Below are 25203 nucleotides of genomic sequence, written 5' to 3'. Positions count from 1 at the left end.
TCCCGTCGAGGGTGGAGCCACGATCGACCCCCTCGCGCTCAGCGCGCTGATCGACCCCTTCCACCGGGGGCTACCCGCGAGAACCGTCACCGCAACCCGGTGCCGGCAGGAGCGGTCGGCGCGAGAGGGTGCCGGTCGGGCCGATCTCGGACGGGGGTTTGCAGCCCTCTCCGCACCGGGTAGCTCGACGGCGTTCGGGAAAGGACGTCTTGGGAGGCGATCATGGACCGCGGTGCACGTGAACATGAGCAGACCCCGGCAGAAGGTGAGCCGACGACGCAGAACCCCACCGCCGGATCGGACGACGACACGTCCTACGACGAGGGAACCGGTGACCAGGTCAGGCCGGAGGCGGAGGAAACGGAAGCAACCGAGGAATCCCGGGGCAAGGCGACCCACCACCTGCCGGCGGACATCCCACCGGGCGAGCTCCCGGAGCGGTGAGCTCCAGGACGCGGTCAGCTGGGCGAGCGCGAGCGTCCGGACGTCCTCATCGCTGCCGTCCGGACAGCGCGTCCCGCAGCCGATCGATCATGCCGGCCCCCGGGTCGAGAAGCATGTTCACCGGCGGCGTGTCCGGCGCCGAGGGGTGAGGGCGCGTGGGGGCACGCTCCTTCGCCTCGAGAATCTTGCCCCCCAGGTCTTGGAGCTCCTGCACCGTGCACGCCGCTTGAAGACGGGGGAACAAGCCGCGCTCCTCCTCTTCGACGTGGTGGCGGATGTCTCGGGCGAGCTTGAAGACCTTCTGGTCGAAGTTCGCGTCCGAGACCTCCAGCCGCTCGAGCTCCTTCATGAGTTTCTCGGCCTCGGCGTGCTCCTCGATCTCGTGGTCGGCCAACTCATCGCCGCCCGGCAGGTGCGTGCGCGCGGCCGGGTAGAGGTACTGCTCCTCGGCGACCGAATGCCGAACCAGCTCGGTGATGATGTGATCGACGAGGTCACGGCGCTGCTTCTCGGAAAGACCACCGTTCTCGTACTTCTCGAACGCCGAGTCCACTGCCCGGTGGTCATCGGTCAGGACGGCGACGAGATCGCCCTCGTGCGTTCGTGCCATGGCGCGCACCGATCCCTTCGGTCATGTGCAGGTCGTCGCGCAGACGCGCACTTCGAGGTTGCCCACCAGCGGCAGATCCCCAAACGCCCCGGGCGCTGGGCACACCTGGGGAATCGTCGCCGAAAGGCCGTCCACGACCCTCGGACTGGAACGGTGCACGGGTTGATCGGGTCGATCTCGGGTAACCGGTGCGGGAGGACGGGACGCTCCACGCGAAATCCGCTGTGGGGTCCCAGGAGGACGAGGCGACCCGTACCGACCTTACGGAGGCTCCCATGCTCACGCGAGGCGATGCGAAGTCCACTCCCACGAATTCCGCACCCGGTATCGGGCTCGTGCTAGGAGCCGGAGGGGTGTTGGGAGCGTGTTGGAGCATAGGCGCGTTGCGCGCTCTGGAAACCGCGGGTCACTGCGATCCTCGCGACTGTGACGCGATCGTGGGCACTTCATCCGGTGCGGTGCTCTCCGCGATGTTGGCCTGCGGCATCGGCGCCCAGGACCTCGACACCAGCCAGCGCTGCCCTGACGAAGGAATCCTGGCCGAACACGGGTTCAACTGCGCCAACCCCTTGCTGCTGCGCAGTCCGCTGAGCTTTCCCGGGCTGGGCTCACCGAGGTTGCTGGCGCGATGCCTGGCCAACCCCCTCGGAGCGCCCCTCCTGCACTGGTGCACCGCACTGGCGCCGTGCGGCCGCGGCTCGCTGGGCGCACTTCATGAGCTCGTGGAGCACATCGCCGGCTCGCGAGGCGCTGGTTCTCCTCTGAACGTGGTCACCACCGACTACGACAGCGGCCGGCGAGAGGTCTTCCACCCGGGAACCGATGACGCTCCGTCCCTCGCCGAGGCCGTCGTCGCCTCCTGCTCGGTACCGGGGTTGTTCCCGCCGGTGACCATCGCGGACCGGCGCTACGTCGACGGCGCGGTCGGCTCGAGCACGAACGCCGACCTGCTCCTCGACCAGGGCGTGGACACCGCCGTCGTGGTGGCGCCGATGGCCGCGAACTCGCTCGACCGTCCGCTGTCACCGGTCACCCACGCCGAACGGCTCCTCCGCAGAAGGGTGACGAGTCGACTCACCGCCGAGGTCGCCCAGCTGGAGGAAGCCGGAATCAGCACCACGGTGCTCGCCCCGACCGCCGAGGACCTCGCCGCCATCGGCGTCAACATGCTCAACTGCTCCCGCAGGTTATCGGTCATGGACACCGCGCTGCGCACGACCGGCCAGCAGTTGGAAGAGCGGCCACCTCGCATCCGAACCGCGATCTGAGCCACGTGCGGCCGGTCATCCCGTGCGCACGCGAGTCCGTGGTGGTCACCTGCTCAGGACCAGCAGCGTGACGTCGTCACCGGATGACGCCGAGGTCATCAGCTGGTTCATCACCGCAGCGCAGACGTCGCTCGCGGATGCGCAGAGGACCGATTCGCACAGGGCCTTCAGCCCGATGTCGATCGGCTGCTGGCGGCGTTCGATGAGCCCGTCGGTGTAGAAGCACACCACCGACTCCGGCGGCACGTCGATCTCGGTCGAGCGACGCCGCCGCTTCGACACCGCGACGCCGACCGGTGGGTCGACCGCGGCGTCGACGACCTCGCCGCGCTCGCCGGGACGAGCCATCACCGGTGCCAGGTGCCCGGCGAGCGAGAACTCGAGTCGCGCCGCGTCCGGGTCGTAGACCGCGTAGCACACGGTGGCCATGGCGTCGGGCTCGAAGTGGGTGACCTTGCGGTCGAGCTTGTGCAGCACGCGTGCGGGGTCCTCGTCGTCGAGCGCGTAGGCCCGCAGCGCGCTGCGCAACCGCCCCATGACCACGGCCGCCGACAGACCGTGCCCGACGACGTCACCCACGACGATCCCGACCCGCCCCGACGGAAGCCGGAAGACGTCGTACCAGTCACCGCCCACCCCGTTGTCCGCGCCGCCGACGTAGCGCCCGTCCATCGAAACGCCGGGGATCGCGGGCAACCTGCCGGGGAGCAGGCTGTGTTGCAACACGGTCGCCGCGATGCGCTCGGCCCGCGAAGCGCCCGCCTGGGAGACCGTGGCGATGCGGTCGGCGGCGACCTGGACCAGCCGTGCGTCCCCGTCGGCGAACTCGCGTTCGTTGAAGGAACCGACGCACAGCACTCCGATCGTCTCGCCGTCGGCGACCATGGGCGCGCCCACGAGCGAGCTGATGCCCTTGTCCCGCAGTGCTCGGCTGACCAGCAGCTCGTCGACCACTCGGTCGAAAACGCATGCCTCGCGGCCGGCCAGCACGGTGCCGGCGAAACCGTGTCCCACCGGCATCCGAACGCCTTGCTTGACGTCGTCCTCGATACCGACCGCTGCGGTGGCGATCAGCTCGTCGCCGTCGGCGTCGAGCAGCAGGACGGTCGCCATGTCCACTTCCAGGACATCACGCACTCGCGCCAGGATTTCGCGCAGCAGGTCGTTGACATCCAGGTGTGCGAGCGAGGTGTCCGTGACCAGTTCGATGCGTCGCAAACGCTCCTCGGCGGAAGAGTCCGCGGAAGCATGCATGTCGGCCAGCATAACCGTGGCGCGTTAGCGGTGTCCGCCCACGACGGGCGGTCTCTTTGCCAGCGCGGACCGCGACCCCACCATGGAGCACATGCCTCCCGACATCACCGAACACGAAGCACCTTTCAGCGCGGTGACCGAGTGGTCGGGCCGCACGTCGTTCGTCACCGCGACCGGCGAGGTCGAACTGATCAACGCGCCTCGACCGGGGCGATCCTGGACCAGGCGGTCGACGAACGACCTGCCGTCCTGGTGCTCGACATCACGGCTGTCACGTTCCTGTCCTCCGCAGGCCTGGCAGTGCTCGTGCGCACCCACCGCAACTCCTCCGCGGTCGGCGCGCTCTTCCGGGTCGTCGCGAACAACCCGGCCACCCTGCGACCGATCCAGCTCATGGGGTTGGACCGGGAGTTCGAGGTCTTCGCCGACGGGGAAGGGGCACTCGTCGGCGCGGCGGGTTTGTGACCGGACGAGCCCGCCTACCCTGGAAGCGGGAACTCAGCCCGGACGATGAGGACACATCTATGGCACGCGCTCAACCAGGCGAGCCGGAGCCGGCTTCCGAGGAACGCGGCCACCTCCGCCGCCGTGGCGTGCGCGCAACCGCCGGCAACCTGCCGGTGCTGCGCGACGAAGTGGACGAGTGGGCCCGCGCCGGGGGGCTCGAAGACGGGATCGTCGAATCGTTGGCCTTGGCCACCTACGAAGCGATGGCCAACGCCGTCGAGCACGCTTACGGCGGCGCTTGCGGAGTTCTCGACGTGGACGCGGTCCTCAGTGGAACCGGGGTCGAGGTCGCCGTGACCGATCACGGCACTTGGCGCGCACCCGATGAGAGCGACGGTCAGCGCAGGCGCGGCCTGCCGCTGGTCGAGCGGCTCGCCGACGAGGCGGTGGTGACCACCGGGGAGCACGGCACCCGGGTGCAGATGCGCTGGAGCACCGCGGAGCCGCGAAGCGACGCCGCGGCACCGGCGGATGCTTGAGTCCGCCGTGGACGTTGCGAGCAGTCCGCGTCGGACTCGTGGCCCGCTGATCACATCACCGCAGCGTGCGTCCGGTTCCTCGCCAGGTCATCCCCTCGCGCGTGAGCGCGCGGGGGTCGAGCTGGTTGCGAGCGTCGACGAGGACCGGTGCCCGCATCACCTCGGCGACCTTCGCCCAGTCCAGCACCGCGAACTCCGCCCAGTCGGTCAGCAGCACCACCACGTCAGCGTCCTCCGCAGCCAGGTACGGATCGGCGACGCACCGAGTCCGCTCCACCTCGGACCGCTCCGCGCACGTCGGGTCGTAGCCGCGCAGTCGCGCGCCCAAGTCGGACAGCATCCGCGCCACCGCGAGGGCCGGTGAGTCGCGCAGGTCGCCGGTGCCCGCCTTGAACGTCAGACCGAGCAGACCGATCCGCGAGCCCGACACGTCACCGCCGCAGCAGTCCACCACCTTGCGCACCACCCGTGCCTGGTGGTGCGTGTTCGCGCGGACCGCGGCGCACAGCAGCGGAAACCCCACGCCTGCGGAGTCGGCGGTGTGGAGCAGCGCTGCGGTGTCCTTCGGCAGGCAGGAACCTCCCCAGCCCGGCCCGGCGCTCAGGAACGACGGCGCGACCCGGTGATCGCGCTTCATCCCCTCGGTGACCACGTCGATGTCGCCGCCGGTGCGCTCGCAGAGCTCGGCGAGGTCGTTGACGTAGGAGAGCTTGGTGGCCAGGAAGCCGTTGGCGGCGTACTTGACGAGTTCGGCGCTGACCGGGTCGATCAGCACCGCGCGCGCGTCCAGCGGGTCGTAGAGCGAGGCCACGCGTTCGGCCGCCTGCTGCTCCTCGGCCCCGACCACGACGCGGGCCGGGTGCAGGAAGTCCTGGACCGCGAAGCCCTCGCGCAGGAACTCCGGGTTGCTGACCACGGCTACGTCCTCGCGCCCCAACAACCGGGTGAGGCGCATCGCCGTTCCCACCGGCACGGTCGACTTGGTGACCACCACCGCTCCGCGCGGCAGCAGCTCGCGGACCTCGTCGGCGACGGTTTCCACGGCGCTGAGGTCGGCTGCGCCGTCGGCGCCCATCGGTGTCGGCAGGCACAGGAACACGATCTCGGCCGCGGCGACGGCCCGCGCGCTGTCCCGGGTGAAGCGCAGGGAGCCTGCGGCCACCCCTTCCGAGACGAGCTCGTCGAGGTCGGGCTCGCGGATCTCCACCTCACCCCGGGCCAACTTCGCGATCTTGTCCCCGTCGACGTCGCAGCAGGTCACGTCGTGGCCGAGCCTGGCCAGGCACGCGCCCGTGGTGAGGCCGACGTAGCCGCAACCGATCACGACGACCCGTTCCGCATCCATCCGCTCCTCCTGCGAAAGCCCTCGTCATCACAAGGTTTCGAGCTCCGCGAGCACCGGTGGTGGTCGGTCCTCCCGCAGCCGCGTCGCAGGTGCGCACCGTGGCGAATCCCCACGCTGCCCGGGGTCGGCACCGATGCGCGGGTCCGCCCGGACGCACTCGATCACCCTGTCCACGTCCGCGCCGACCGCACGGCACAGTTCGGCCAGCTCGTGGAAGTACTCGCGCTCCACTTCGAGGAGCCCGTTGGTCGCGTGCAGCACCAGGTCCGCGCTGTCGAGGTCGCAGTGCAGCGGCGGCACGGGCACACCCGCCAGGACCACGTCGGCACGCACCAAGGCCTCGGCGTCGTCGGCGCCGAGCACGGCGTAGTCGGCGCTCAGGAAGTCCTCCAGCGCAGAGCCTTCTCGCAGCAGCTGCGGGTGGCTCACCACCGGCCTGCCCAGCGCTGCCTGGAGATCCCGGGTGCACTCCCAGGGCGGGAGCGCGCAGTTGAGCACGGAGCTGCCCGGTGGGGCGGTGACCTCATCGGCGCCGCAGACGAACACGGCGTCGGGAGCGGCCAACTCGCCGAAGCTCAGCGCACCGCTGCGGCGCAGGCTCCGCACCAGCTCCTGCAGCCGCGGTTCGCTCGCCGGCACCGCCGGGTCCGGGCGGGCGCAGCTCACCCGGAGACCGCTCCGGGCCAGTCCGGTGGCGACCGCTATGGCGGTCAGCCCGTCACCCAGCACGCGGGCGCGCAGTTCTCTCACGGCCATGACGACTCCTCCGAGTGGCACACGACGAGCTCGCGGACCTCGCAGCCGGCCGGCTGCCGCAGTGCGAACAGCACCGCTTCGGCCACGTGCTCGGGACGGTTGAGCTTGGCTTCCTGCGGTGGCTTGTACTGCTCGGGCCTGCCGTCGAAGAACGCGGTGCGCATGCCGCCCGGCACCAGCATCGTCACCCCGACCCGGCCGCTGAGCTCGGCGGCCAGCGCCCGGGACAGGCCGACGACGCCGAACTTCGAGGCGCAGTAGGCGGATGCGTCGGGCAAGCCCTTGAGCCCGAGAGTGGACGAGCAGGTGACCACCGTGCCCCGGCTCTCGTCCAGGTACGGCAAGGCGGCCCGCACGACGGCGGCCGTCCCCAGCAGGTTGACCTCCACCACGCGTTCCCAGTCCTCGGCGGGAACCGACTGCAGCGAACCGCAGGCATCGGTGCCCGCGGCGGTGAACACACCGTCGAGACCACCGGCTGTGTCGGCCATCTCGCGCACCGCGCGCTCGGCCGCGCGTCGGTCGGCCAGGTCGACCTGGGCGTGCTTCACCGGAGCCGAGGGCACCTCGCGGTCGAGGACCAGCGGGGTACCACCGGCTGCGATCACCGCATCGACGACCGCCGCACCAAGGCCCGAAGCGCCTCCGGTGATCACGACATTACCCGGCCCGTTCATGGAGTTCCTCCCGTTTGACGTCCAGTTCCAGCAGGTTCCGCAACATCCGCGTGGTCGAGTACCCGCCGACGAGCGGGACCCGCACGATTTCGCCGCCGTACTGCTCGACCACCTTCGCCTCGGGCAGCCGAGACGGTTCGTAGTCGCCGCCCTTGACCCACACGTCCGGTCTGATGGTGGCCAGCAGCTCGCACGGGGTCGTCTCCTCGAAGACCGCGACTGCGTCGACGGATTCGAGCGCCTCCAGCAGGCACTTGCGGTCCTCCACCCCCACCAGCGGACGAGGAGCGCCCTTGAGCCTGCGCACCGAGGCGTCGGAGTTCAGGCAGACGACGAGGGCGTCACCGAGCCGCCTGGCCTGGTTGAGCAGGTCGACGTGGCCCGGGTGGAGCAGGTCGAAGCAGCCACCTGCCGCGACGAGCCTGCCGCCGCGCTCCCGGACCCGCTCGACCACGTCCAGACCGTTCTCGGACACCGGTCGGTCGCCCGCGGTCCAGGCACCGGCGCCGCCAGAAGCCACGAACCGGCTGGCGGCCAGCACCGCGTCGGCGACGGCGTCCGATGTGGTCTCGCCGCGGGCCAGCGCGAGGGCGACGGCGACGGCGAAAGCGTCCCCGGCGCCGCAGGTGTCGGTCGTGGTGTCCAGCTGCGGCGCTGCGACGAGCTCGCAGCTCGGTGCCAGGGCAGCGCCGCGCTCGCCCATGGTCACCGCTACCGCTCCGCACTCCCACTCGCGCCACAGCGCCATCGCGCCCGCCGGTTGCGCGGTCATGCCGCTGAACCGCATCGCTTCGGCTTCGTTGGGCACCACGAGGTCCGCCCGGGCCACCGGCGCGGCTCCTCGCGGGTGCGGGTCCCAGATCATCGGTGTGCCGGGCGGAAGGCGGGAGAGCTCGTGGCGCAGCCGGGAGTTGCTCGCGGCTCCGCGACCGTAGTCGGCGATGAGCACGGCATCGGCGCTGCGCAGTTCCCGCACGACCGCCGGCCCCGGGACCACGTCCGGCACGACTCCCGCGCCGGAGTCCAGCCGCACGACCGATTGGCCGCCGGCGCGCACCCGGGTCTTGCTGGGCGTCCCACCGGTGAACGGCAGGTCCACCAAGCGGACGCCGGCCGGCAGCAGGCGGTCGATCTCGTACCCGGCGGGATCGGCACCGCGGCCGCTGATCAAGGTCACCTCGATGCCCTGGTCCGCGGCCAGCGCCGCGGCGAGCGCGGCTCCGCCGGGCCTCCCGCGTCGCGACTCGACGTCGACCACCGGCACGGGCGCGTCGGGGCACAGGCGGGAGGCGCTCCCGGTCAGGTCCAGGTCCAGCAGGGCGTCGCCCACGATGACGAGCTTCACGTCGACCTCCTCGGGTCACCGGCGCACTTCGTGCAGGAGCGCCGTCCAGTCGGTCAAGAACCTCTCCAGCGAGTACCGGCTCAGCACCGCTCGCCGGGCCGCCTCACCGGCTTCCCGGGCGCGGTCCGGATCAGCGGTGAAGGCGGCGACCGCGTCGATCAGCGCGTCCATCCGCGTGGAGACGACACCCGCTTCGGGTGGCACGGCTTCGGAGACCTCGGTGGCCGCGACGGCCACGACCGGCATGCCCAGGTGCATGGCCTCCAGCAGCGCCAGCCCGAGCGAGGTCCACCGGTAGGGGTGGAGGTACACGCGGCGGGCCGCCAGTTCGGCGTGCATCTTCGGCTGCGGCAGGTCTTCGTGGGGCGTGATGCGATCGCAGCCCAGCACCTGCGGGAGGTCCCGCACCTGCATGCCGAACACGTCCAGCGGCGCCCCTCTGCTCAATCGGGGCAGCAGGTCGGTTCCGGCGATGTGACTGCGCCGCACCGGTTCGTTGACCACCACCCCGGCGTGCGGCACGGTTCCGGTCCAGCGGTGGCCGGGATCGACGATCCCGTGCTCGATGACGGTGTTCGGCGCTCGCCCGTTGTCCCACCACATCTGGTTGAAGTGGGTGACGTGCGCGATCGGGATGTCGTCGCGGTCGGCCACGGGATGCCGGTCGGGGCCCGCGGGACCGCGCGGCGTGTCGTGCTCCACGTAGACGGCCGGGAGGTCGACGCCCGGTCGGCGGCCGGTCCACAGCCGGGTGAGCTCGAGCTCGTCGGGGCGTTGGAGCACCACGACGTCGATGCGCTCGTCGTGCAGCCGGCCGGGTTCGACCTCCACGGCGTTGTCCGGCCAAGTGACGGTCTGCGAGCGCCCTCTCCCGTCGGGTCCGCGATCGGCGGTGGCGGGCACCAGGTAGGTGTGCGGCCCGTGCACGAACGACGTCGTCCACGACCCGTGCCTGTGCCACACCAGGATTCGCAGTCCTCCCTGCGAAATCGGCGCGGTGCCGGGTGTTCGGGAACTCGTCATGACGTCACCTCCACGACCGCGGCGGCGACCTCTTCCGGGGTCACCAGCGTCAGGCACGGGTGGCCGGGCACCGGGCAGTACCGCGCGCGGGTGTTGCGGCACGGGGCGAACTGCTCGCCGAGCACGACCCGCGGAACGCCGTAGGGAGCCCAGCGGGCCGGGCTGACCACGGGTGCGAACAACGAGACCACGGGTGTTCCCACCGCCGCGGCAAGGTGCGCAGGCCCTGTGTTGGGCGCGACGACGGCGTCCGCGCCGTCGAGAACCGCCGCCAGCTCCGGGAGGTCCGTGCGCCCGCCGAGGTCGATGCCGGAGTGCCCGGCCACGTGCGCGGTGAGCTCCCCGTCGGCCGGTGCGCCCGTGACGACCACCGCCCATCCGGCCGCGGCCAGTTCGCGCACCGCCCCTCGGCAGCGGAACATCGGCCACTCCCGCGCGGGGACCGAAGCGGCGGGGTGCACCACGACGTAACGCCGCCGGCCGACGAGGTGACCGACGTCGGGGAGCGGGCGGCGCACCGCCAACCTCCCGTCATCGCCGTCCGGCAGTTCGAATCCGGCGGCGCGCGCCAGCGACAGCGCGCGTTCGGGCTCGGGCGGATCACCCTCGACCCGGTGCCGCACGTCCAGCAGCGATCCCGGGTAGTCCTCGCTGATCGCCGCGATCCGCTCCACACCGGCCATCCGCAGCAGCAGCGCCAGCGGCAGCGCGCTCTGGTGGAACGAGGTGAACACCACCGCCGAATCGGCGTCGATCTTGCGCAGCACCTCGGAGAACTCGTGGATCGCCGATTCGGTGACCGGCGGTGGTTCCGGGTCGATCCACGGCGCGCACCAGGTCACGACCTCGTCCACGCCGGGCAGCATCTCCGCCGCCGCCGCACCGCGCGGTCCGGCGAGCATGACCACGGATTCGGCGTGCGCCGCCACGGCCCGCACCGCCGGACCCGCGAGCAGCACGTCGCCGAGGTTGTCCTGGCGCGCGACCAGCACCCGGCCCTTCACCGTCCCACCTCGGCGTGGTGCCGCAGGCGGGGAAGAACGGGTGCTGCGTGCGGAACCGGAACGAGCACAGCTGCGCCTCCCGCGTGTCGTCCTGCTCGGTGCGATCGGCGTCCGCATCGGCGACGCCCGTCCATACCGCTACCCAGCGAAGCGACTCCCCTACACATGTGCGCACGAGTTTCGCCTCCGCAGGAGGCCATCCGGGGCGTTCGAGCACGCTGTGCGAGCGACTGCGGGTTTTTCGCGCCCGGTGCGGGTAACCGCGAGAAGGTGGCTCTCCGCCGCCGTTCTCCGGGAGTGCAGAATGGATCGACGAATCAACACCGACGTGGTGATCGCGACGCGCAACCGGCGCGACGAACTGCTCCGCACCGTGCGCAACCTCCTCGACCTGCGTCCGCGCCCGCGGATCGTCGTGGTCGACAACGCCTCGACCGACGGCACCGCCGAAGCGGTCGCGGAGCTGCACCCGCGCGTGGAGTTGATCCGCGCGCCGCACAACCTCGGGGCAGCCGCGCGCAACCTCGGTGTGCTGAGCTGCCGGGCCGAGCACGTCGCCTTCAGCGATGACGACTCGTGGTGGGAGCACGACGCGCTGCCGCGCGCCGAACAACTCTTCGCCGCCCACCCGGACGTGGGGTTGATCGCGGGCAAGACCCTGGTCGGCGAGCTCGAGCGCACCGATCCGGTCAACGACCTCATGGCGCGCTCACCGCTGCGGAGCTCGGCGGAGCTACCAGGCCCGCGAGTGCTGGGTTTCACGGCGTGCGCAGCCGTCGTCCGGAGGCGAGCTTTCCACGAGGTCGGCGGCTTCGACCCGATGCTCTTCTTCGGCGCCGAGGAGAAGCTGCTCGCGTGCGATCTCGCGGCTGCGGGATGGGAACTGGTCTACGCCGAGGACGTCGTCGCTCACCACCACCCGTCCGACGCCCGGTTGAGCCGTTCCGAGCGGGAAGCCCTGGAACTGCGCAACAACCTGCTGATCTCCTGGATGCGCAGATCCCCGTCGGCGGCGGCGTCCGAGACGCTGCGCGCCCTGCGCCACTCCCGGCCTGCCGTCGCCGGTGCGCTGCGGCGGTTCCCGATGGCGATGCGCCGCAGACGGCGGCTCCCCCGGCGAGTGGAGCGCGAGCTGACCGCCGTGGAGTCCCAGACGTCATGACGACCTACGAGATCCCGTCCCACGCCCCCCAGCTCTCCGAGCTGCTGCGGTACGTCCCGCACGCCGACATGGCCGTGCTCGGCACGACCGCCCCGGAACCGGCGGTCCTCGCCCACACCGACGAGCGTGCTCGGTCCCTGGAAGTCGACCAGCTGCGCACCGGCAAGGGGCCGAGCGTGGAGGTCGCCACCTCGCAGCGCGCGGTTCTCGCCGATCTCAACCAGATCAGGACCTACTGGCCGGACTTCGCCCGCCGCGCCCGCGAGCTGCGGTTGCACAGCCTGCTCATCGTGCCGCTGGAACCCGTCTTCCCCGCCGGTGCGCTGAGCCTCTACGCGCACCGCTCGCACGCGTTCGACGACCACGACGAGGACGTGGTGCGCCGATCCCTGCCCGACCTGGTGCGGAGGTGAGCATGTTCGGGACCACGGTGGTCATCGCGACGCACGAACGCCGCGAGGAGCTCCTGCGCACCCTCGACCACATGACCGCGCTGCCCGACGCGGCACCGATCATCGTGGTCGACAACGCCTCCCGCGACGGGACGGCTCCCGCGGTGCGACGCCACTTCCCCGAGGTCGAGCTCCTGGCGCAGGACCGCAACCTCGGCGCGTGCGCCCGCAACGTCGCCGTCGACCGCGTCCGCACCCAGCACGTGACCTTCTGCGACGACGACACCCGCTGGCAACCGGGCTCGCTGCGGCGGGCCACCGAGTTGCTGGACCGCCACCCCGAGATCGGCGCGGTCATGGGCCGCTGCCTGGTCGAACCCGATCTCGTCGAGGACCCGCTGACCCCGGAGCTGTGCTCCTCGCCGGTGCCCGCGCCGCACTGGCTGCCCGGGCCTGCGTTGCTGAGCGTCATGGCCGGGCTCACCACTTTCCGCACCAGTGCCTTCCGCGAGGCCGGCGGATTCTCCGAGCGGCTGTGGCTCGGCGGCGAGGAGGAGCTGCTGGCCCTGGACCTGGCAGCGCGGGGCTGGTGGTTGTGCTGGTCGCCGGACGTGGTGATCCACCACGCTCCTTCCCGCGCGCGAGACCCTCGACGGCGCAGGGGCCTCGGCATCCGCAACACGCTGCTGACCGCGTGGCTGCGCCGACCGGCTGGTAGCGCCCTGCGGCGCACCGCCCAGGTCCTCCGTTCGGCGCCGAAGGACCGGTGCACGGCCTCCGCGGTGCTGGAAGCGCTGCGGTCGTGCCGGTGGGTGCTGCGGGAACGCCACGTGGTGCCCGCCGAGGTCGAACGCGGTCTGCGCCTGCTGGAGGAGCCGCAGCACCATTCCGCAGCGCGCCGCTACGTGGGCTGATGCGCACGCGCGCGGGCGGCGCGACGACGTCCGCCGGTGATCCGCTGCCCCGGTCGCGTCCACCGCGGCCCGCGACCGGGTCGCGCTGTCGCTCTGCCGGGCAGCGGTGGGTGCACGGGCTGCGGTGGCGTGGGGTGCACCCCGGCCAGCCGCGCCCAGCGCTGCTCGGCGGGCATGGCGCGGCGCTGCGGGGAACGGGCGAACAGCAACCAGGCCACGGCGGTGGCCACGACGGTGGCGGCGCCGGCGATCTCCAACGCCGGACCGGGCCCGGCGAACTCCGACAGCCAGCCCAGCAGCGGGCCGCCGATGGCACCCGACGCCGCGGTCACGATCCCCTTGGCCGCCAGGACTCGACCGCGCATGTCCTCGTCGGTGTCGAGCTGGATGCGGGTGCTGGTCGCGGTGTCGAGGACCACCGCACCGATCGCGATCGGCACCAGCAGCGTCGCGAAGCTCCACAGGGTGGGCGTGACGCCGCTGAAGAACTGCAGGACGCTCGTGCCCAGCGCGCTCCACAGCACCAATCGCAGCGTCAAGTTCTTGCAGGCCGCCGCCACGAAGCCGCCGAGAACCGTCCCGGCGGAGAAGATCACCGACAGCATCCCGTAGCCCTCGGGCCCGGCCGCGAGCGGGCCTTCGCTCATCGCCGCCATCGTGACCTGGTAGTTGCGCCCCAGGCAGGACAGCACGAAACCGAGCAGGAACATCAGCACCAGCGGCCGGTGGCCGAGCACGTACCGGATGCCCGCCTTGATGCCGGTCCGCTCCGCCGTGCTCGTGGCGAGGTGGAACATCCCCTCCGGACGGACCTTGCCGATCGCCAGCAGCACAGCGCCGAAGCTCACCGCGTTGATCACGAACAGCAGCGGGACGCCGGTGACGGCCACCAGTGCGCCGGCCAACCCCATGCCGAGGATCCGGCCACCCGAGCTCAGGATCGACCCCAGTCCCAACGCGTTGCTCAAGTCCTCGCGCGGCACCAGCTGCGAGCCGAAGCGGCCGAGCGCGGGACCGTCGAAGACCGTCACCACCCCGCCGGCCAGCGCCAGCGCGTAGACGGCCGACAGCGGGCCGTCGACCCACGCCACCCCCGCCAGCACCAGCGCGAGCACGCCGTGGAGTGATTGGGTGACCAGCAGCACGCGCTTGGTCGGCCACCGGTCGGCGACGGATCCGGCCACCGAGCCCAGCAGCACGCCGGGCAGCAGTTGGAACAGCAGGGAGAGTCCGAGCAGTCCGGGCGAACCGGTCTTGACGAGCACGAACCAGTTCAGCGCGAGGTTCTGCATCCACGCACCGGTGACGGAGACGAGATCGGCGACCGCCCAACGGCGGTAGTTGGGATGTCGGAGCGCGCGGAACATCGGGGCCACGGCTGCGCGCACGTGGAATTCCTTTCCGGAAGGCGAATGGTCGATTTCCGGCGCAGTTCTGCTCGGAAACCGACACGAAGGTGCCACCCGATTCGCCGAGATCGACACGTTTTGTGCCCGGGCTCTCAGCAATTGCGGGGGAATCCGAGAACATTCCCACGCACAGCCGAATGACTGCGCACGAAGAGTCAATGACTGGCCGATGGAGCCCTCACCGAGGGTGAAACGCCCCCGCGCCGGGTTTGACCACTTCCACCGCTGCCAACCCCAGAAGTGCGAGCGGAAATCCCGGACGAGGAGGAATCCCATGGCCGGCGAACCCGAAAGCCCGGTGAAGGACAAGAACTACAACCTCATCACCGTGTTGCAGTTGTCCTTGCACCACGCGTGGATGCTGGACCAGTACGTCAAGGATGCCGAGTCGCAAGGCGATGACGAACTCGCCAAGTGGCTGCACCGGATTCAGGACAACAACGTGAAGGCCGGTGAACAGGGCAAGCAGATGCTGCTGAAGCGATTGCAGTACGAGAACGGTTGAGAGGGATCAGCACCATGCCCGGTGACCGGATCCGGCAGTTGACCGAGCGAGTGCGCCACGGGCTCGCGCAGCGCACGCCCAGGAAGCCGAAGAACGGAAAGGCTTCCTCCGACCAGGAGAAGCATCGATCCGGCAGGGCGAACTCGTTGCTCGAAACCGGCCCGCGCGTCCCGCCGGAGTCGGGACCCCACAAGAAGCGCTGATGGTGGTGCCCCGGAGGACCGGGGCACCACCTCTTTCACGATGGGAGCTCGATGCGAGCGCTGGTGACGGGGTGGGCGAGCTTCCTGCACGGGGAAGCCACCGCTGGTGACGTCGCGAGTCTGCACCGGGTGGCCGCACGGCTGGCCACCGACGGCATCGACCACGACATCGTGCTCAGCCCCGAATTCGCCCCAGGCGCAACGCACTTCGACGACACCGACCCGAACGACTACACCCACGTCCTCTTCTGCTGCGGACCCGTGCACGGTTGGCAGGTCGAAGAGCTGCACAACCGGTACTCGGGGTGCACGCGGATCGCCGTGGGTGTCTCCGTGATCGACCCGGAATCGCCCGCCACCAAGGGCTTTCACACGCTCCTGCCGCGAGACGGCCCAGGCCTGCGCACGTCACCGGACCTCGCCGCCGGTCTGGACCCTTGCGATACCCCGGTGGTGGGAGCCGTGCTCGCACCGGCGCAGCCGGAGTACGGCGACCGCACCAAGCACGGCGAGACGCATGAGGTCCTGCGGCGCTGGTTGGCCGGACTCGACGCAGCGCGAATCCCGCTGGACACCCGACTGGCTCGCGGCGACTGGCGGCTCTGCTCGACGCCCGAAGCGTTCGTCGCCCTCGTCGCGCGCACCGACGTCTTGGTCACCACACGTCTGCACGGACTCGTCCTCGCGCTGTCCGCGGGCGTTCCCGCGCTCGCCGTCGATCCCATCTCCGGCGGGGGCAAGGTCACCGCGCAGGCGCGCGCGCAGGACTGGCCCGCGGTCATCGGCGCCGACGAGCTCTCGGAAACCGAGCTGGATCGCTGGTGGCGGTGGTGCAGGTCCGACGAGGGAGCCTGCCGAGCCGCTGCGGCCCGCCGCTCGGCAGGCACCGATTCGAGTCCGCTGGACGCGCTGGCACGCCACCTGCACGCAGCCGCGCTGGAGTGACGACGGGCGCGCGCGTCAGGCCAGTTCTGGATGGCCGAAGAACGTCGCGAACCCGCTGGGCAGCTGACTGAGCACGTGGTTGAGCTCGCCGCCGTCGATGCTCTCGGTCACCGTGGTGAGCACGGCGCTGACGTCCCAGCGGGCCGTCTCCGTGCTCGCGCCCTCCAAGCGGGCGGCGACAGCTCCTGCGAACCCGTCCGGGGACAGGTCCGGCATCGGCCGCTCCTCCGCGCGCAGAGCCCCGGCCAGGTCGCCGGGCAGCTGCGCGGCGAGGTCCTCGGCCTCCTGAGCGGTGATGCGGGCGCCGAGCACACCCAGCACGCAGCGCGTGACGTGTTCGGCTCGCTCCCTCGACTCGTACTCACCGAGCCGACGGACGGTCGCGATGAACTCGTCGTACTTCATGACGCTCCTCCCAGACGCGGTCGTGCGTGGCCACCTCGGGGGTTTCCACCGGCGGCCGAGGTGAAAACAGCCGGATGACGCGCGGTGATCCGGGTGCGCGACGTGCTGCGATGGAGAAAGCGAAGGACGTGCTTTCGACGCCGGCTGAGATCCACCACAGGCCGACGACGTTCGATGGCTCAGGCCTGCCCGGACTCGCGCTGCTCGCGGCGGCGCCTGGCACGGCGTTCCCGCTCGCGCTTGCTGTAGGTGGCCCGCCGCACCGCTGACTCGGTCTCCAGGCTCGACCCCAGGGCCCCCGCGACGGTGCCCATCGAGCTCGCCAACCACGACAGACCCAGGTAATCCAGAGGGGTCGCCGGGTGCCCGAGCCGGCCGCTGAGGTATTCAGGGCTGATGACCGTCGCCGACCCCAGTGCGGTCAGCCCGAACAGCAGCGCGTACATGCACAGCACACCGATGGATACCGTCAGCAACGTCGCGGCGTTGTACATCCGGGTCTTGTGCACCGCCGCACCGCCACCGGCACGCTCCCACAGGCTGTTGTGCACGATCAGCCAGCCGACCATCACCGCCACGGCGAAGAGGTTGATCAGGACCAGGCGCACCGGTGCGAGGCTGTCGGCCAGGCTCCAGATGCTGGGGAAGAACACGCCGAAGGCGGCCGTCCCCGCAGCCGCCGCCACCGCGCGGGACAGCCCCGGCACCAGCCACCAGGGCCGGTTGTCTCGGACCATGCCGAACAGCAGGCGCATCCTGCCGACCCGGCCCGGCAGCACCAGGTTCGAGTCGATGTTCTCGTCGCTGGACCGGACCTGCCGGATACGAACGCCGAACACGCCCCAGGCGCCGGAGTGGTACCCGTCGCTCTCGCGATGCGAGGCGATCCCCAGCGTTTCGCCAGCGAGCAGGCCGACCAGGTGCACCACGACCCGGCGGGCGTACGGCAGCAGCCGGATCCAACCGATCGCCGGCACCGACGCCAGTGCCGCTCCGCTGCTGGTGTCCGCGTCGGCGACCACCGCCCCCGCGGGTTCGATCCTCGGGAGATCGGTCAAGCAGACCAGCAGGTCCCAGTGCTCGCTGCTTCCCTTCTCCTCGACCTTCTCCGCGATGTCGATCGCGCCGTCGTCGCCCAGCGGCAATTCCTCCGAGCTCGCCACCACTCGCCAGTCCACTTCCTCGGCGACCCGGGACCGGAGTTCGTCCGGGATCTCCTCCGCGAGCCGCTCGGCGATCTCGGTCGGAACACCGGGATCGGCGATGATGCCGACCGTGACCCGTCGGTCCACTTGCGAACCCATCGCACCTCGCTCCCGTCACATCGGACACGACGGGGAATTTCCACCTCAGAAAACGGCGAAACCCGCTACGGCCGACGCGTGGGCACGGCTCATCCGCGCCGCACCGCCCTGCGCGCGGCGTCGATCACCTGCCCGATCGTGATGGCCAGCAGTCCCGGGTCCGGGTCGGAGGCGAAGGTGTCGCCGCTGCGCCCATGCCACAGCGCGACGTGCCGGGTGTCGGCAGGCGGGCCCCAGTAGCGGGGCGCGACCGGTCCGAACAGCACCACCGACGGCGTCCGGAAAGCGCTGGCCAGGTGCGCGATGCCGGTGTCGCCGCAGATCAGCAGGCGGGCGTGGGCGACCAGAGCGGCCAGCTCGCGCAACCCGGTGCGTCCGGCCAGCACGGAGTTCCCCGGCAGTCCCGCGAGCTCGGCCACCCGCGCAGCGCGCTCGTGCTCGGATTCGGAACCGGTGAGCACCACGTCGAAATCCGCGTCCGCGGCCCAGCGCGCCACCTCGGCGTAGCGCTCCACCGGCCACAGCCGAGCGGCGTGGCTGGCACCCGGGTGCACGATCGCCGCGCCGGGCCGGGGACCGTCCAGCGGCGTCGGCAGCAGCAGGTCGTCCGGGTCGGCGTCGATGTCGTAGTGCCGCAGCAGCCGGCACCAGCGCTGCCGCTCGTGCTGCTCGGCCTCCCAGTCCGGGCCGGCGACGGGGGGAGCCGCCGGTTGCCGGTGGGAGAGGACCCGGCGAGCTCCCGTCGAACACACCGCGCGCACCGACTCCGGCCCGCTGCCGTGCAGGTTCACCGCGACGTCCGGGCCGGATCGCTGCCAGCGGAAGTCCGCCAGCCCGGCGGTGGGCACCCACTCGTCCACCTCGGGCAGCAGGGGCAGCAGCTCCGCCAGCGGTTCGGGTGCGGCCAGCAGCACCACGTGGTCGGGGAAAGCGCGCCGCAGGCCGCGCAACGCGGGCACCGCGGTGAGCAGGTCTCCCAGCCCGAGGGCCCGGAGCACGAGAACGGTGTCGATCACCGACGTTCCGGTACCCGATCGATCGTCAGCGCGTCGAACTCACCGCACAGCGCGTGGATCAGCGCCAGGTGGATCTCCTGCACCGTGGCCACGCCGGGGGCTTCCACGGCGATCACGTCATCGCAGACCGCGGCGAGATCGTTGGGAGCAGGCCCGGTCAACGCCCAGGTCAGCACACCCAGCTCCCGCGCGGTCTTGGCAGCGGCGAGCACGTTCTGGCTGCGGCCGCTGGTGGACAACGCGACCAGCACATCACCGGAACGGCCGTGCGCGCGCACGGCCCGAGCGAAGACCTCCTGCTCGCCGTAGTCGTTGAGCGTGGCGGTGAACGCCGAGGTGTCGGCGTGCAGCGCGATGGCCGAGTACGGCCTGCGATCGCGGAGGAACCGCCCGGTCAGCTCACCCGACAGGTGCTGCGCTTCCGCAGCACTGCCGCCGTTCCCGCAGGTCAGCAAGCGCGCTCCGGCCGTGAGGCGGTCCGCGAGCGTTCCCGCCCAGCTCCGCAGCTTCGGCGCTGTGGAGCTGATCTGCCACGCTGCTGCGCCCAGGTCTTGGAAGTGCTGCTCGATCACGGTGATCCCCCTCCCGGCGCGGCCGCGACCGCGGGCCGCCTGGACCGCGCCGAACGCACCTGCTGGTAGATGTCCTCGGCTTCGCCGACGAGCCGATCCCACCCGTAGCGAGCCCGAACGCGGTGCGCGCCTGCGTTTCCCAGCTCCGCGCGCAGGCCCGGCCGATCCAGCAGCTCCCGCACGGCACGGGCGGTCGCCGTCGGATCGTGCGGTGGCACGTGCAGTCCCGTCCTGCGGTCGACGACGGTGTCGAGATGACCCCCGACCGCGCTGACGACGACCGGAACGCCGCAGGCCATCGCCTCCGGAGGCACGGTGCCGAACGGCTCGTACCACGGCACGCTGGCGACGACGTCGACCGACCGGTAGAGGTCGGGCGCGTCGTCGTGGGGCACTGGGCCGAGGAACTCGGTGCGGTCGGCCACACCGGATTGACGCGCCACCGCCTGCAACCGGTTGACCTCCGGATCGTCAGGCCACTCCCGCTCCGGCGGCCCGCCTGCGATGAGCAGCAGAGCGTCGGGGAGATCGCGCATCGCCCGGATCATCACGTCCACGCCCTTGCGCTCGACCAGCCTGCCGATGCTCAGGATTCGCGGGGCGCCCCGCTTCGGCTCGCGCGGCGCGGCCGGGGAGAACCGGTCGACGTCGATGCCGCACGGCAGCACGGCGGTGCGTTCCGGTGCCACGCCCATCTCGGCGAGCTCACCGACCTCGTCGGTGCAGGTGGCGATGACGAGGTCGGCCGCGCAGGCGATCTGCGCTTCCAGCTCGACGCGGCGCGGCGGGCTGGTGTCCTTCGCCCCCTGCTCGCGGCGCTTGACGCGGCCCAACGCGTGGAAGGTCTGCAGCACCGGCACGCCGAGCCCCGCGGCGCCGCGCTGCGCGGCGAGCCCGCTCATCCAGAAGTGCGCGTGCACCAGGTCCGGCGGTCGACGCCGCCAGTCCTCGGCGAGCCGCGCGGCGAAGGCGTCCATGTGGGGCAGCAGTTCGTCCTTGAGCACCGGCGCGGACGGGCCGGCCGCCACGTGCCGGACCGTGAAGCCCTCGTCCGTGCGCACCCGCTCCGGGAGCGTCGGCGAGTCGCGGCGGGTGTGCACGACGACGTCGTGGCCGCGCCGGGCGAGCCCGGTCGCCAGTTCGGCCACCTGCACGTTCTGCCCGCCGGCGTCGGCTCCCCCGAGAGCCGCCAGCGGGCTGGCGTGCTCGGAAACCATGTCGATCCTCATCGCGGCACCTCCTGCCGGACGGGACGCCGCGTCGCCGCGTGCACCCGGCCGTCCCGCAACACGCGGGCCACGGCCGCCTCGAGGGTCGGTGCCACCTCGGCTTCGACCAGCGCCCTGGTCGTCTCCTCCGTCCTGGTCCGCTCGGTGGGCACCAGGATCGCCCTGGCGCCCGCGGCCAGCGCTGCCGCGACGTCCGCTCCGGTGTCGCCGATGACCACGCAACTCCGCGGCAGCACGCGCAACCGAGCGGCGGCTCGTTCGATGAGCCCGGGTTTCGGCTTGCGGCAACCGCATCCGTCGTCCTCGTCGTGCGGGCACCACTGCCAGATGTCGAACGGACCCAGAAGCCGCTGCACCGCTCCGTTGACGGCGGCGACGTCCTCGTCGCGGAGGAGTCCGCGCGCCACTCCGGACTGGTTGCTCACCACACCGATCGGGATTCCGGCCACCCGGAGCCGGTCCAGCGCTTCCCGCGCTCCGCTGACCGGACGCACGCGGGCCGGGTCACCGTTGTAGGGAACGTCGTGGACGAGCGTGTCGTCCCGGTCGAACAACACCGCAGCAGGCATTTCCCTCGTGCCCGCGCGCACTTCCACCTCGCCGCGCAGTCGGTGCAGGCACGCTGCGGGCGGGATCAAGACGCTGGTGACCAGCATTCGAGCCACCTCGTCCGGCGTACCCGGTCCGGGAGCGATCCGGCGGGCTGCGAACTCAGCGGTCAAACCGAGCCACACGGCACCACCGCAGGCGGCGGCTCGGCGCGCACCGAGCGCCGAAGCCACGAGAGCGGTCCCGCCGGCCACCGTGATCGCCAAGTGACGGCGGATCCTGCCCCGGCCTTCACCGATCCGCATGCGCCACCGCTTCCCGTACTTGTGGCGCATGATGGCGTTGTCGGCGTTGCCCCGTTGCGCGCGCACGCTGGCGAAGAAGCCCGCGGGGCGCGCGGGGTGGCTGGTCACACGCGCGCCGTTGACCAACCGCCACCCCGCGGCCTGGACCCGCAGAGCCAGGTCGGCGTCCTCCCGGAAGGCGCGGCGGAACTCCTCGTCGAAACCCCCGCAGGCCGACAGCACCTCGCGCCGGTAGGCCATGTCGGCGGTGATCCACAGCGCGTCGGCGAGCGCGGCGGTGTCGCGTTCGCCATCGGTGGGCCGCCGCTCGGTCGACAGCGGGACGACGATGTCGGCCTGGCAGGCACCCACGTCCGGACCGACGTCGAGGTCGTCCTCGATCCGCTCGCCCCAGTCCGCGGCGGGCACGACGTCGTCGTCCAGGAACACGACCCACTCGGCGTCCGCTTCGCGCCAACCGATGTTGCGCGCTGCGGCAGGACCGCGTCCACCGGAACGCACGACGCGAATCGGCAGCTCGCTGCGCGGCAGCGGAAGCGGCTCGCACTGGTCGGGCCGGTCGTCGACCAGCACGACCTCGCGGGGTCCGGGGCCGCGCCCGGTGTCGAAGGCGGCCAGCGTTCCGGCGAGGCTGTCCCGGCCCATCGTCGGGATGACCACCGCGTAGTCGCCGCGGGCGGTCATGACCTCTCACTCCCGCGGTGGACCACGAACGGCCCGATCACGAGCAGGTCGATCGGCGACGCTCCGAAGCACTCCAAGGCGTCGACCGGGCTGTCGACCATGGGGCGTCCCGCGGTGTTGAAGCTGGTGTTGATCAGCGCCGGCACGCCGGTGCGAGCCGCGAAGGAGTCGAGCAACCTGGCCACCAGGGGTTCGGCGGCCCGGTCGACGGTCTGCGGCCGCGCGGTGCCGTCGATGTGCACAGCGGCGGGTATGCGGTCCTGCCACTCCGGCGTCACGTCGTGCACGAACAGCATGTGCGGGCTGCTCTCCGGCCCCCGGGTGAACAGCTCGCCGGCGCGTTCTGCCAGCACCATCGGTGCGACCGGGCGGAACTGCTCGCGGCCCTTGATGTCGTTGAGGCGCTCGACGTTGTCGGCGTTGCCGGGATGGGCGAGCAGGGATCGGTGTCCGAGCGCGCGCGGGCCGAACTCGCTGCGCCCCTGGAACCAGCCCACCGACTCGTCGCGCGCCAGCGCTTCGGCGGCGACCTCGGCGACGTCGCCGGGGCGTTCGTAGGCGAGTTTCGCAGTGCGGAGGGAGTTCTCGATCTCCTCGTCGCTCCACCCGCGCCCGAGGTCGGCGCCGGGCATCGGCTCGATGGGCTCGTCGTGCTGCGCAGCGACCTGCAACGCGGCGCCGAGAGCGGTGCCCGAGTCACCCGCCGCGGGTTGCACCCACACCTCGTCGAACGGTCCTTCGCGAGCGATCCGGGTGTTGGCCACGCAGTTCAACGCCACTCCCCCGGCCATCGCCAACCGACGTTCCCCGGTCGCCTCGTGCAACCACCGCGCGAGGTCGAGCAGCACTTCCTCCACCCTGGACTGGACGCTCGCAGCGAGCTGAGCGTGCTTGTCCCCCAACCGTTCCTGAGCGCTGCGACGGGGAGCCCAGCGCTGCCAGTCGATCGGCCCGATCTCGTAGTGCCCGCCCCCGGTGCTGCGGACCAAGTCCCTGAGATCCGGCAGGAACACGGGTTCGGCGTAGGAGGCCAGCGCCATCACCTTGTACTCGTCGCTGGAGCGGCGGAAGCCCAGGTGCTCGGTCAGCTCCTCGTACATCAGGCCGAGCGAGTGCGGCAACCGCTGCTCGGCCAACGTGGTCAGCCGGCCGCCGGTGCACCGTCCGGCAAGTCCTGAGGTGCTCTCACCACGGCCGTCCGCGGTGAGCACGGCGCAGTCGCCGAAGGGCGCGGCGAGCGCGGCGGAGGCGGCGTGCGCGACGTGGTGCGGCACGCACACCACCGCGTCGCGGTCCAGCCCGGGCAGCGCGGTGGCCAGGAAGTGCGGTGCCCGTTCAGCGAAGATCGTGCGCAACCACTCCCACGCGGGGTCCAGACCATCCACCGCGTCGTCCACCAGCGCCGGGTCGTAGGAGAAGGCCACCGCGTCCAACTCGGACGCCTGGATCCCGCCCTGGCGCAAGCACCACGCCGCGGCCTGCTCGGGCTGTTCCCACGCCGAGAACGGAACGGGCGTCTTGCCGTGCTTGCGGCGGGAGAAGCGCTCCTCCTCGGCGGCGGCCACGGTGCGGCCGTCAATCACGAGCGCGGCCGCCGGATCGTGGAAAACTGCGTTGATCCCGAGGATTCGCACGGTCGTCCTCCCGTCGTGCGCGGTGCTCACCGAGCGCAGGCCTTGGTCCGTCCTGCCTATACCGCTACCCTGTGCAGCGACTCGTAAACACAGGTGGAGGAATTCCTCCTTGGTGTGCAAGGAGAACTCGCCGCGACCAGGTGATCACGCGGCGGCGGGACGGGCGGCGAACCAGTCGATCGTGCGGCGCAGTCCCTCGACGACGTCGATCTGGGGCCGCCAGCCGAGCCGCTGCGTCGCGATGCTGATGTCCGGGCATCGGCGGCTCGGTTCGTCGGCGACGGCAGCGGAATGGCTGATCGGCGAGGAAGTCCCGGTCAGCGACCGCACGAGCTCCGCGATCTCCAGCACCGTCATCTCTTCGGGGCGGCCGATGTTGACCGGTTCGGTGTGATCACCTGCCGCCGCAGCCAGCAGTCCGCGCACCGTGTCGTCCACATAGCACAGTGAACGCGTCTGGTTCCCACCACCGTTGACGGTGATCGGGTCGCCGGCCAGCGCTTGTGAGACGAAGGTGGAGACCAAACGCCCGTCGGTCGTCCGCATTCCAGGGCCGTAGCTGTTGAACAGCCGCACGATGCGGGTGTCGACCTCCCGATGCGCGCGGTAGCAGGACGTCAGCGCCTCCGCGTACCGCTTGGCCTCGTCGTAGACCGCGCGCGGGCCCACCGGATTGACGTTGCCCCAGTAGTCCTCGCGCTGCGGATGTTGCAGCGGGTCGCCGTAGACCTCGCTGGTGGAGGCCAGCAGGAACCGCGCGCCGGTGCGCTCGGCCAAGTCCAGCGCGTGCGCGGTGCCGTGGCTGCCCGCCTGCATGGTCTCCACCGGCATCCGCAGGTAGTCCACCGGTGATGCGGGAGAGGCCAGGTGCAGGACGAGATCGACGTCCTCCGCGTGCCAGGGTTCACGGGCGATGTCGTGTTCGACCAGTTCGAACCGGGGATCCGAACGCAGTTCCCGGACGTTCTCGACTCCGCTGCTGCTGAAGTTGTCCAGGCAGTGCACCACCGCGCCGCGGCGGAGGAGCTCCGCGCACACCGGCGCTCCCAGGAATCCCGCACCGCCGGTCACCACAGCACGTTCGAACGCCCACGTCACCGCGACCACTCCCCTCGTCCCGCCGGATCGCTCACCGGAGTTCCCCCGCCTTGCCGGTCGACAAACGTCTCGACAAACGTGTCCGGTGGCCGCCGACGGGACGGAGGCAGCGGAACCGCTCAACTTCAGTCCCCACTGACGCCACAGGCTTACTCGAACAGCGCC

At 71.3% G+C, this 25203-nt stretch carries 26 protein-coding genes; 9 read left to right on the top strand and 17 right to left on the bottom strand.

Translation table 11 applies throughout. The features are described from left to right. Positions 1 to 222 precede the first annotated feature (222 nt). Complete coding sequence (locus tag E1181_RS09415; protein WP_132673585.1) at positions 223 to 444, top strand: hypothetical protein; 222 nt, start codon at positions 223 to 225, stop codon at positions 442 to 444. Positions 445 to 490: 46 nt separating this feature from the next. Here E1181_RS09415 and E1181_RS09410 read toward each other — a convergent pair whose 3' ends face one another. Further along, positions 491 to 1054, bottom strand: coding sequence for a hemerythrin domain-containing protein (locus E1181_RS09410; protein WP_132673584.1), 564 nt, complete (start codon positions 1052 to 1054; stop codon positions 491 to 493). 275 nt (positions 1055 to 1329) lie between these two features. Between E1181_RS09410 and E1181_RS09405 the strand changes: the two genes are divergently transcribed. Beyond that, positions 1330 to 2322 carry a patatin-like phospholipase family protein gene (locus tag E1181_RS09405; RefSeq protein WP_132673583.1) on the top strand — a complete coding sequence of 331 codons (993 nt, stop codon included), beginning with the start codon at positions 1330 to 1332 and terminating at the stop codon, positions 2320 to 2322. Between the two features lie 45 nt (positions 2323 to 2367). On the opposite strand, the gene E1181_RS09400 is transcribed toward E1181_RS09405, so the two are convergent. After that, complete coding sequence (locus E1181_RS09400) at positions 2368 to 3576, bottom strand: PP2C family protein-serine/threonine phosphatase (protein WP_132673582.1); 1209 nt, start codon at positions 3574 to 3576, stop codon at positions 2368 to 2370. A 141-nt stretch (positions 3577 to 3717) separates the two neighbouring features. Here E1181_RS09400 and E1181_RS09395 point away from each other — a divergent pair, with 141 nt between their 5' ends. Both E1181_RS09395 and E1181_RS09390 read left to right on the top strand, forming a co-directional pair. After that, positions 3718 to 4041, top strand: a complete 324-nt coding sequence (locus tag E1181_RS09395) for an STAS domain-containing protein (protein WP_165944569.1) — start codon at positions 3718 to 3720, stop codon at positions 4039 to 4041. A 128-nt stretch (positions 4042 to 4169) separates the two neighbouring features. Next, a complete protein-coding gene (locus E1181_RS09390; protein ID WP_165944568.1) occupies positions 4170 to 4562 on the top strand; it encodes an ATP-binding protein in 393 nt (130 codons plus the stop codon). A 55-nt stretch (positions 4563 to 4617) separates the two neighbouring features. Here E1181_RS09390 and E1181_RS09385 read toward each other — a convergent pair whose 3' ends face one another. The 6 genes from E1181_RS09385 to E1181_RS09360 are packed head-to-tail and all read right to left on the bottom strand — an operon-like array spanning position 4618 to position 10712. After that, positions 4618 to 5907: a UDP-glucose dehydrogenase family protein gene (locus E1181_RS09385; RefSeq protein ID WP_132673579.1), complete on the bottom strand. Its 1290-nt coding sequence runs from the start codon at positions 5905 to 5907 to the stop codon at positions 4618 to 4620. Between the two features lie 27 nt (positions 5908 to 5934). Next, complete coding sequence (locus E1181_RS09380; RefSeq protein ID WP_132673578.1) at positions 5935 to 6663, bottom strand: hypothetical protein; 729 nt, start codon at positions 6661 to 6663, stop codon at positions 5935 to 5937. Beyond that, positions 6654 to 7340, bottom strand: coding sequence for an SDR family oxidoreductase (locus tag E1181_RS09375; protein ID WP_132673577.1), 687 nt, complete (start codon positions 7338 to 7340; stop codon positions 6654 to 6656). The genes E1181_RS09380 and E1181_RS09375 overlap by 10 nt, the downstream gene beginning before the upstream one ends. Continuing rightward, complete coding sequence (locus E1181_RS09370; RefSeq protein WP_132673576.1) at positions 7324 to 8685, bottom strand: PfkB family carbohydrate kinase; 1362 nt, start codon at positions 8683 to 8685, stop codon at positions 7324 to 7326. Before E1181_RS09370 ends, E1181_RS09375 begins: the two co-directional genes overlap by 17 nt. Positions 8686 to 8700: 15 nt before the next feature. Further along, the gene (locus tag E1181_RS09365) at positions 8701 to 9708 is read right to left on the bottom strand and encodes a glycosyltransferase (RefSeq protein ID WP_235876646.1); all 1008 of its coding nucleotides are present in this window, start codon (positions 9706 to 9708) and stop codon (positions 8701 to 8703) included. Next, positions 9705 to 10712, bottom strand: a complete 1008-nt coding sequence (locus tag E1181_RS09360) for a glycosyltransferase family 9 protein (protein ID WP_132673575.1) — start codon at positions 10710 to 10712, stop codon at positions 9705 to 9707. The genes E1181_RS09365 and E1181_RS09360 overlap by 4 nt, the downstream gene beginning before the upstream one ends. Positions 10713 to 11016: 304 nt before the next feature. Here E1181_RS09360 and E1181_RS09355 point away from each other — a divergent pair, with 304 nt between their 5' ends. From E1181_RS09355 to E1181_RS09345, 3 genes are read left to right on the top strand one after another with little or no spacing between them, the layout of a single operon-like run. Beyond that, positions 11017 to 11874 (top strand): glycosyltransferase family 2 protein, encoded by an 858-nt coding sequence (locus E1181_RS09355; protein ID WP_207922074.1) that lies wholly within the window; start codon positions 11017 to 11019, stop codon positions 11872 to 11874. Next, complete coding sequence (locus E1181_RS09350) at positions 11871 to 12287, top strand: GAF domain-containing protein (protein ID WP_132673574.1); 417 nt, start codon at positions 11871 to 11873, stop codon at positions 12285 to 12287. Before E1181_RS09355 ends, E1181_RS09350 begins: the two co-directional genes overlap by 4 nt. Before the next feature lie 2 nt (positions 12288 to 12289). Further along, positions 12290 to 13180 (top strand): glycosyltransferase family 2 protein, encoded by an 891-nt coding sequence (locus tag E1181_RS09345; protein WP_132673573.1) that lies wholly within the window; start codon positions 12290 to 12292, stop codon positions 13178 to 13180. On the opposite strand, the gene E1181_RS09340 is transcribed toward E1181_RS09345, so the two are convergent. Continuing rightward, positions 13168 to 14568, bottom strand: coding sequence for an MFS transporter (locus E1181_RS09340; protein ID WP_235876645.1), 1401 nt, complete (start codon positions 14566 to 14568; stop codon positions 13168 to 13170). The two genes, E1181_RS09345 and E1181_RS09340, sit on opposite strands and share 13 nt — an antisense overlap. Before the next feature lie 295 nt (positions 14569 to 14863). On the opposite strand from E1181_RS09340, the gene E1181_RS09335 reads away from it, so the two are divergent. Together E1181_RS09335 and E1181_RS09330 are read left to right on the top strand one after the other, a co-directional pair. Beyond that, on the top strand, positions 14864 to 15094 hold the full coding sequence (locus E1181_RS09335; RefSeq protein WP_132673572.1) for a hypothetical protein: 231 nt from the start codon (positions 14864 to 14866) through the stop codon (positions 15092 to 15094). A 254-nt stretch (positions 15095 to 15348) separates the two neighbouring features. After that, the gene (locus E1181_RS09330; protein ID WP_132673571.1) at positions 15349 to 16242 is read left to right on the top strand and encodes a polysaccharide pyruvyl transferase family protein; all 894 of its coding nucleotides are present in this window, start codon (positions 15349 to 15351) and stop codon (positions 16240 to 16242) included. 15 nt (positions 16243 to 16257) lie between these two features. On the opposite strand, the gene E1181_RS09325 is transcribed toward E1181_RS09330, so the two are convergent. From E1181_RS09325 to E1181_RS09290, 8 genes are all read right to left on the bottom strand, one after another. After that, complete coding sequence (locus E1181_RS09325) at positions 16258 to 16647, bottom strand: DUF2267 domain-containing protein (RefSeq protein ID WP_132673570.1); 390 nt, start codon at positions 16645 to 16647, stop codon at positions 16258 to 16260. 179 nt (positions 16648 to 16826) lie between these two features. Beyond that, positions 16827 to 17951, bottom strand: a complete 1125-nt coding sequence (locus tag E1181_RS09320; protein WP_132673569.1) for a DUF2267 domain-containing protein — start codon at positions 17949 to 17951, stop codon at positions 16827 to 16829. A gap of 89 nt (positions 17952 to 18040) precedes the next feature. Continuing rightward, positions 18041 to 18967 carry a glycosyltransferase family 9 protein gene (locus tag E1181_RS09315; protein ID WP_132673568.1) on the bottom strand — a complete coding sequence of 309 codons (927 nt, stop codon included), beginning with the start codon at positions 18965 to 18967 and terminating at the stop codon, positions 18041 to 18043. Further along, entirely contained in the window at positions 18964 to 19539 is a 576-nt protein-coding gene (locus E1181_RS09310; RefSeq protein ID WP_132673567.1) for a D-sedoheptulose-7-phosphate isomerase, read from the bottom strand. Before E1181_RS09310 ends, E1181_RS09315 begins: the two co-directional genes overlap by 4 nt. Then, complete coding sequence (locus E1181_RS09305; protein WP_132673566.1) at positions 19536 to 20768, bottom strand: glycosyltransferase; 1233 nt, start codon at positions 20766 to 20768, stop codon at positions 19536 to 19538. The genes E1181_RS09310 and E1181_RS09305 overlap by 4 nt, the downstream gene beginning before the upstream one ends. After that, the gene (locus E1181_RS09300; RefSeq protein WP_132673565.1) at positions 20765 to 22306 is read right to left on the bottom strand and encodes an HAD-IIIA family hydrolase; all 1542 of its coding nucleotides are present in this window, start codon (positions 22304 to 22306) and stop codon (positions 20765 to 20767) included. Before E1181_RS09300 ends, E1181_RS09305 begins: the two co-directional genes overlap by 4 nt. After that, positions 22303 to 23940 carry a carbamoyltransferase family protein gene (locus E1181_RS09295; protein WP_132673564.1) on the bottom strand — a complete coding sequence of 546 codons (1638 nt, stop codon included), beginning with the start codon at positions 23938 to 23940 and terminating at the stop codon, positions 22303 to 22305. The genes E1181_RS09300 and E1181_RS09295 overlap by 4 nt, the downstream gene beginning before the upstream one ends. Before the next feature lie 144 nt (positions 23941 to 24084). Further along, a complete protein-coding gene (locus tag E1181_RS09290) occupies positions 24085 to 25038 on the bottom strand; it encodes an NAD-dependent epimerase/dehydratase family protein (RefSeq protein WP_165944567.1) in 954 nt (317 codons plus the stop codon). Positions 25039 to 25203: the final 165 nt, after the last annotated feature.

The sequence above is a fragment of the Saccharopolyspora terrae genome (assembly GCF_004348435.1).
Classification (GTDB): Bacteria; Actinomycetota; Actinomycetes; order Mycobacteriales; family Pseudonocardiaceae; genus Saccharopolyspora; species Saccharopolyspora endophytica.
Note: the sequence above shows the minus strand (reverse complement) of the source record. Positions and strands in the feature narration are given on the sequence as shown.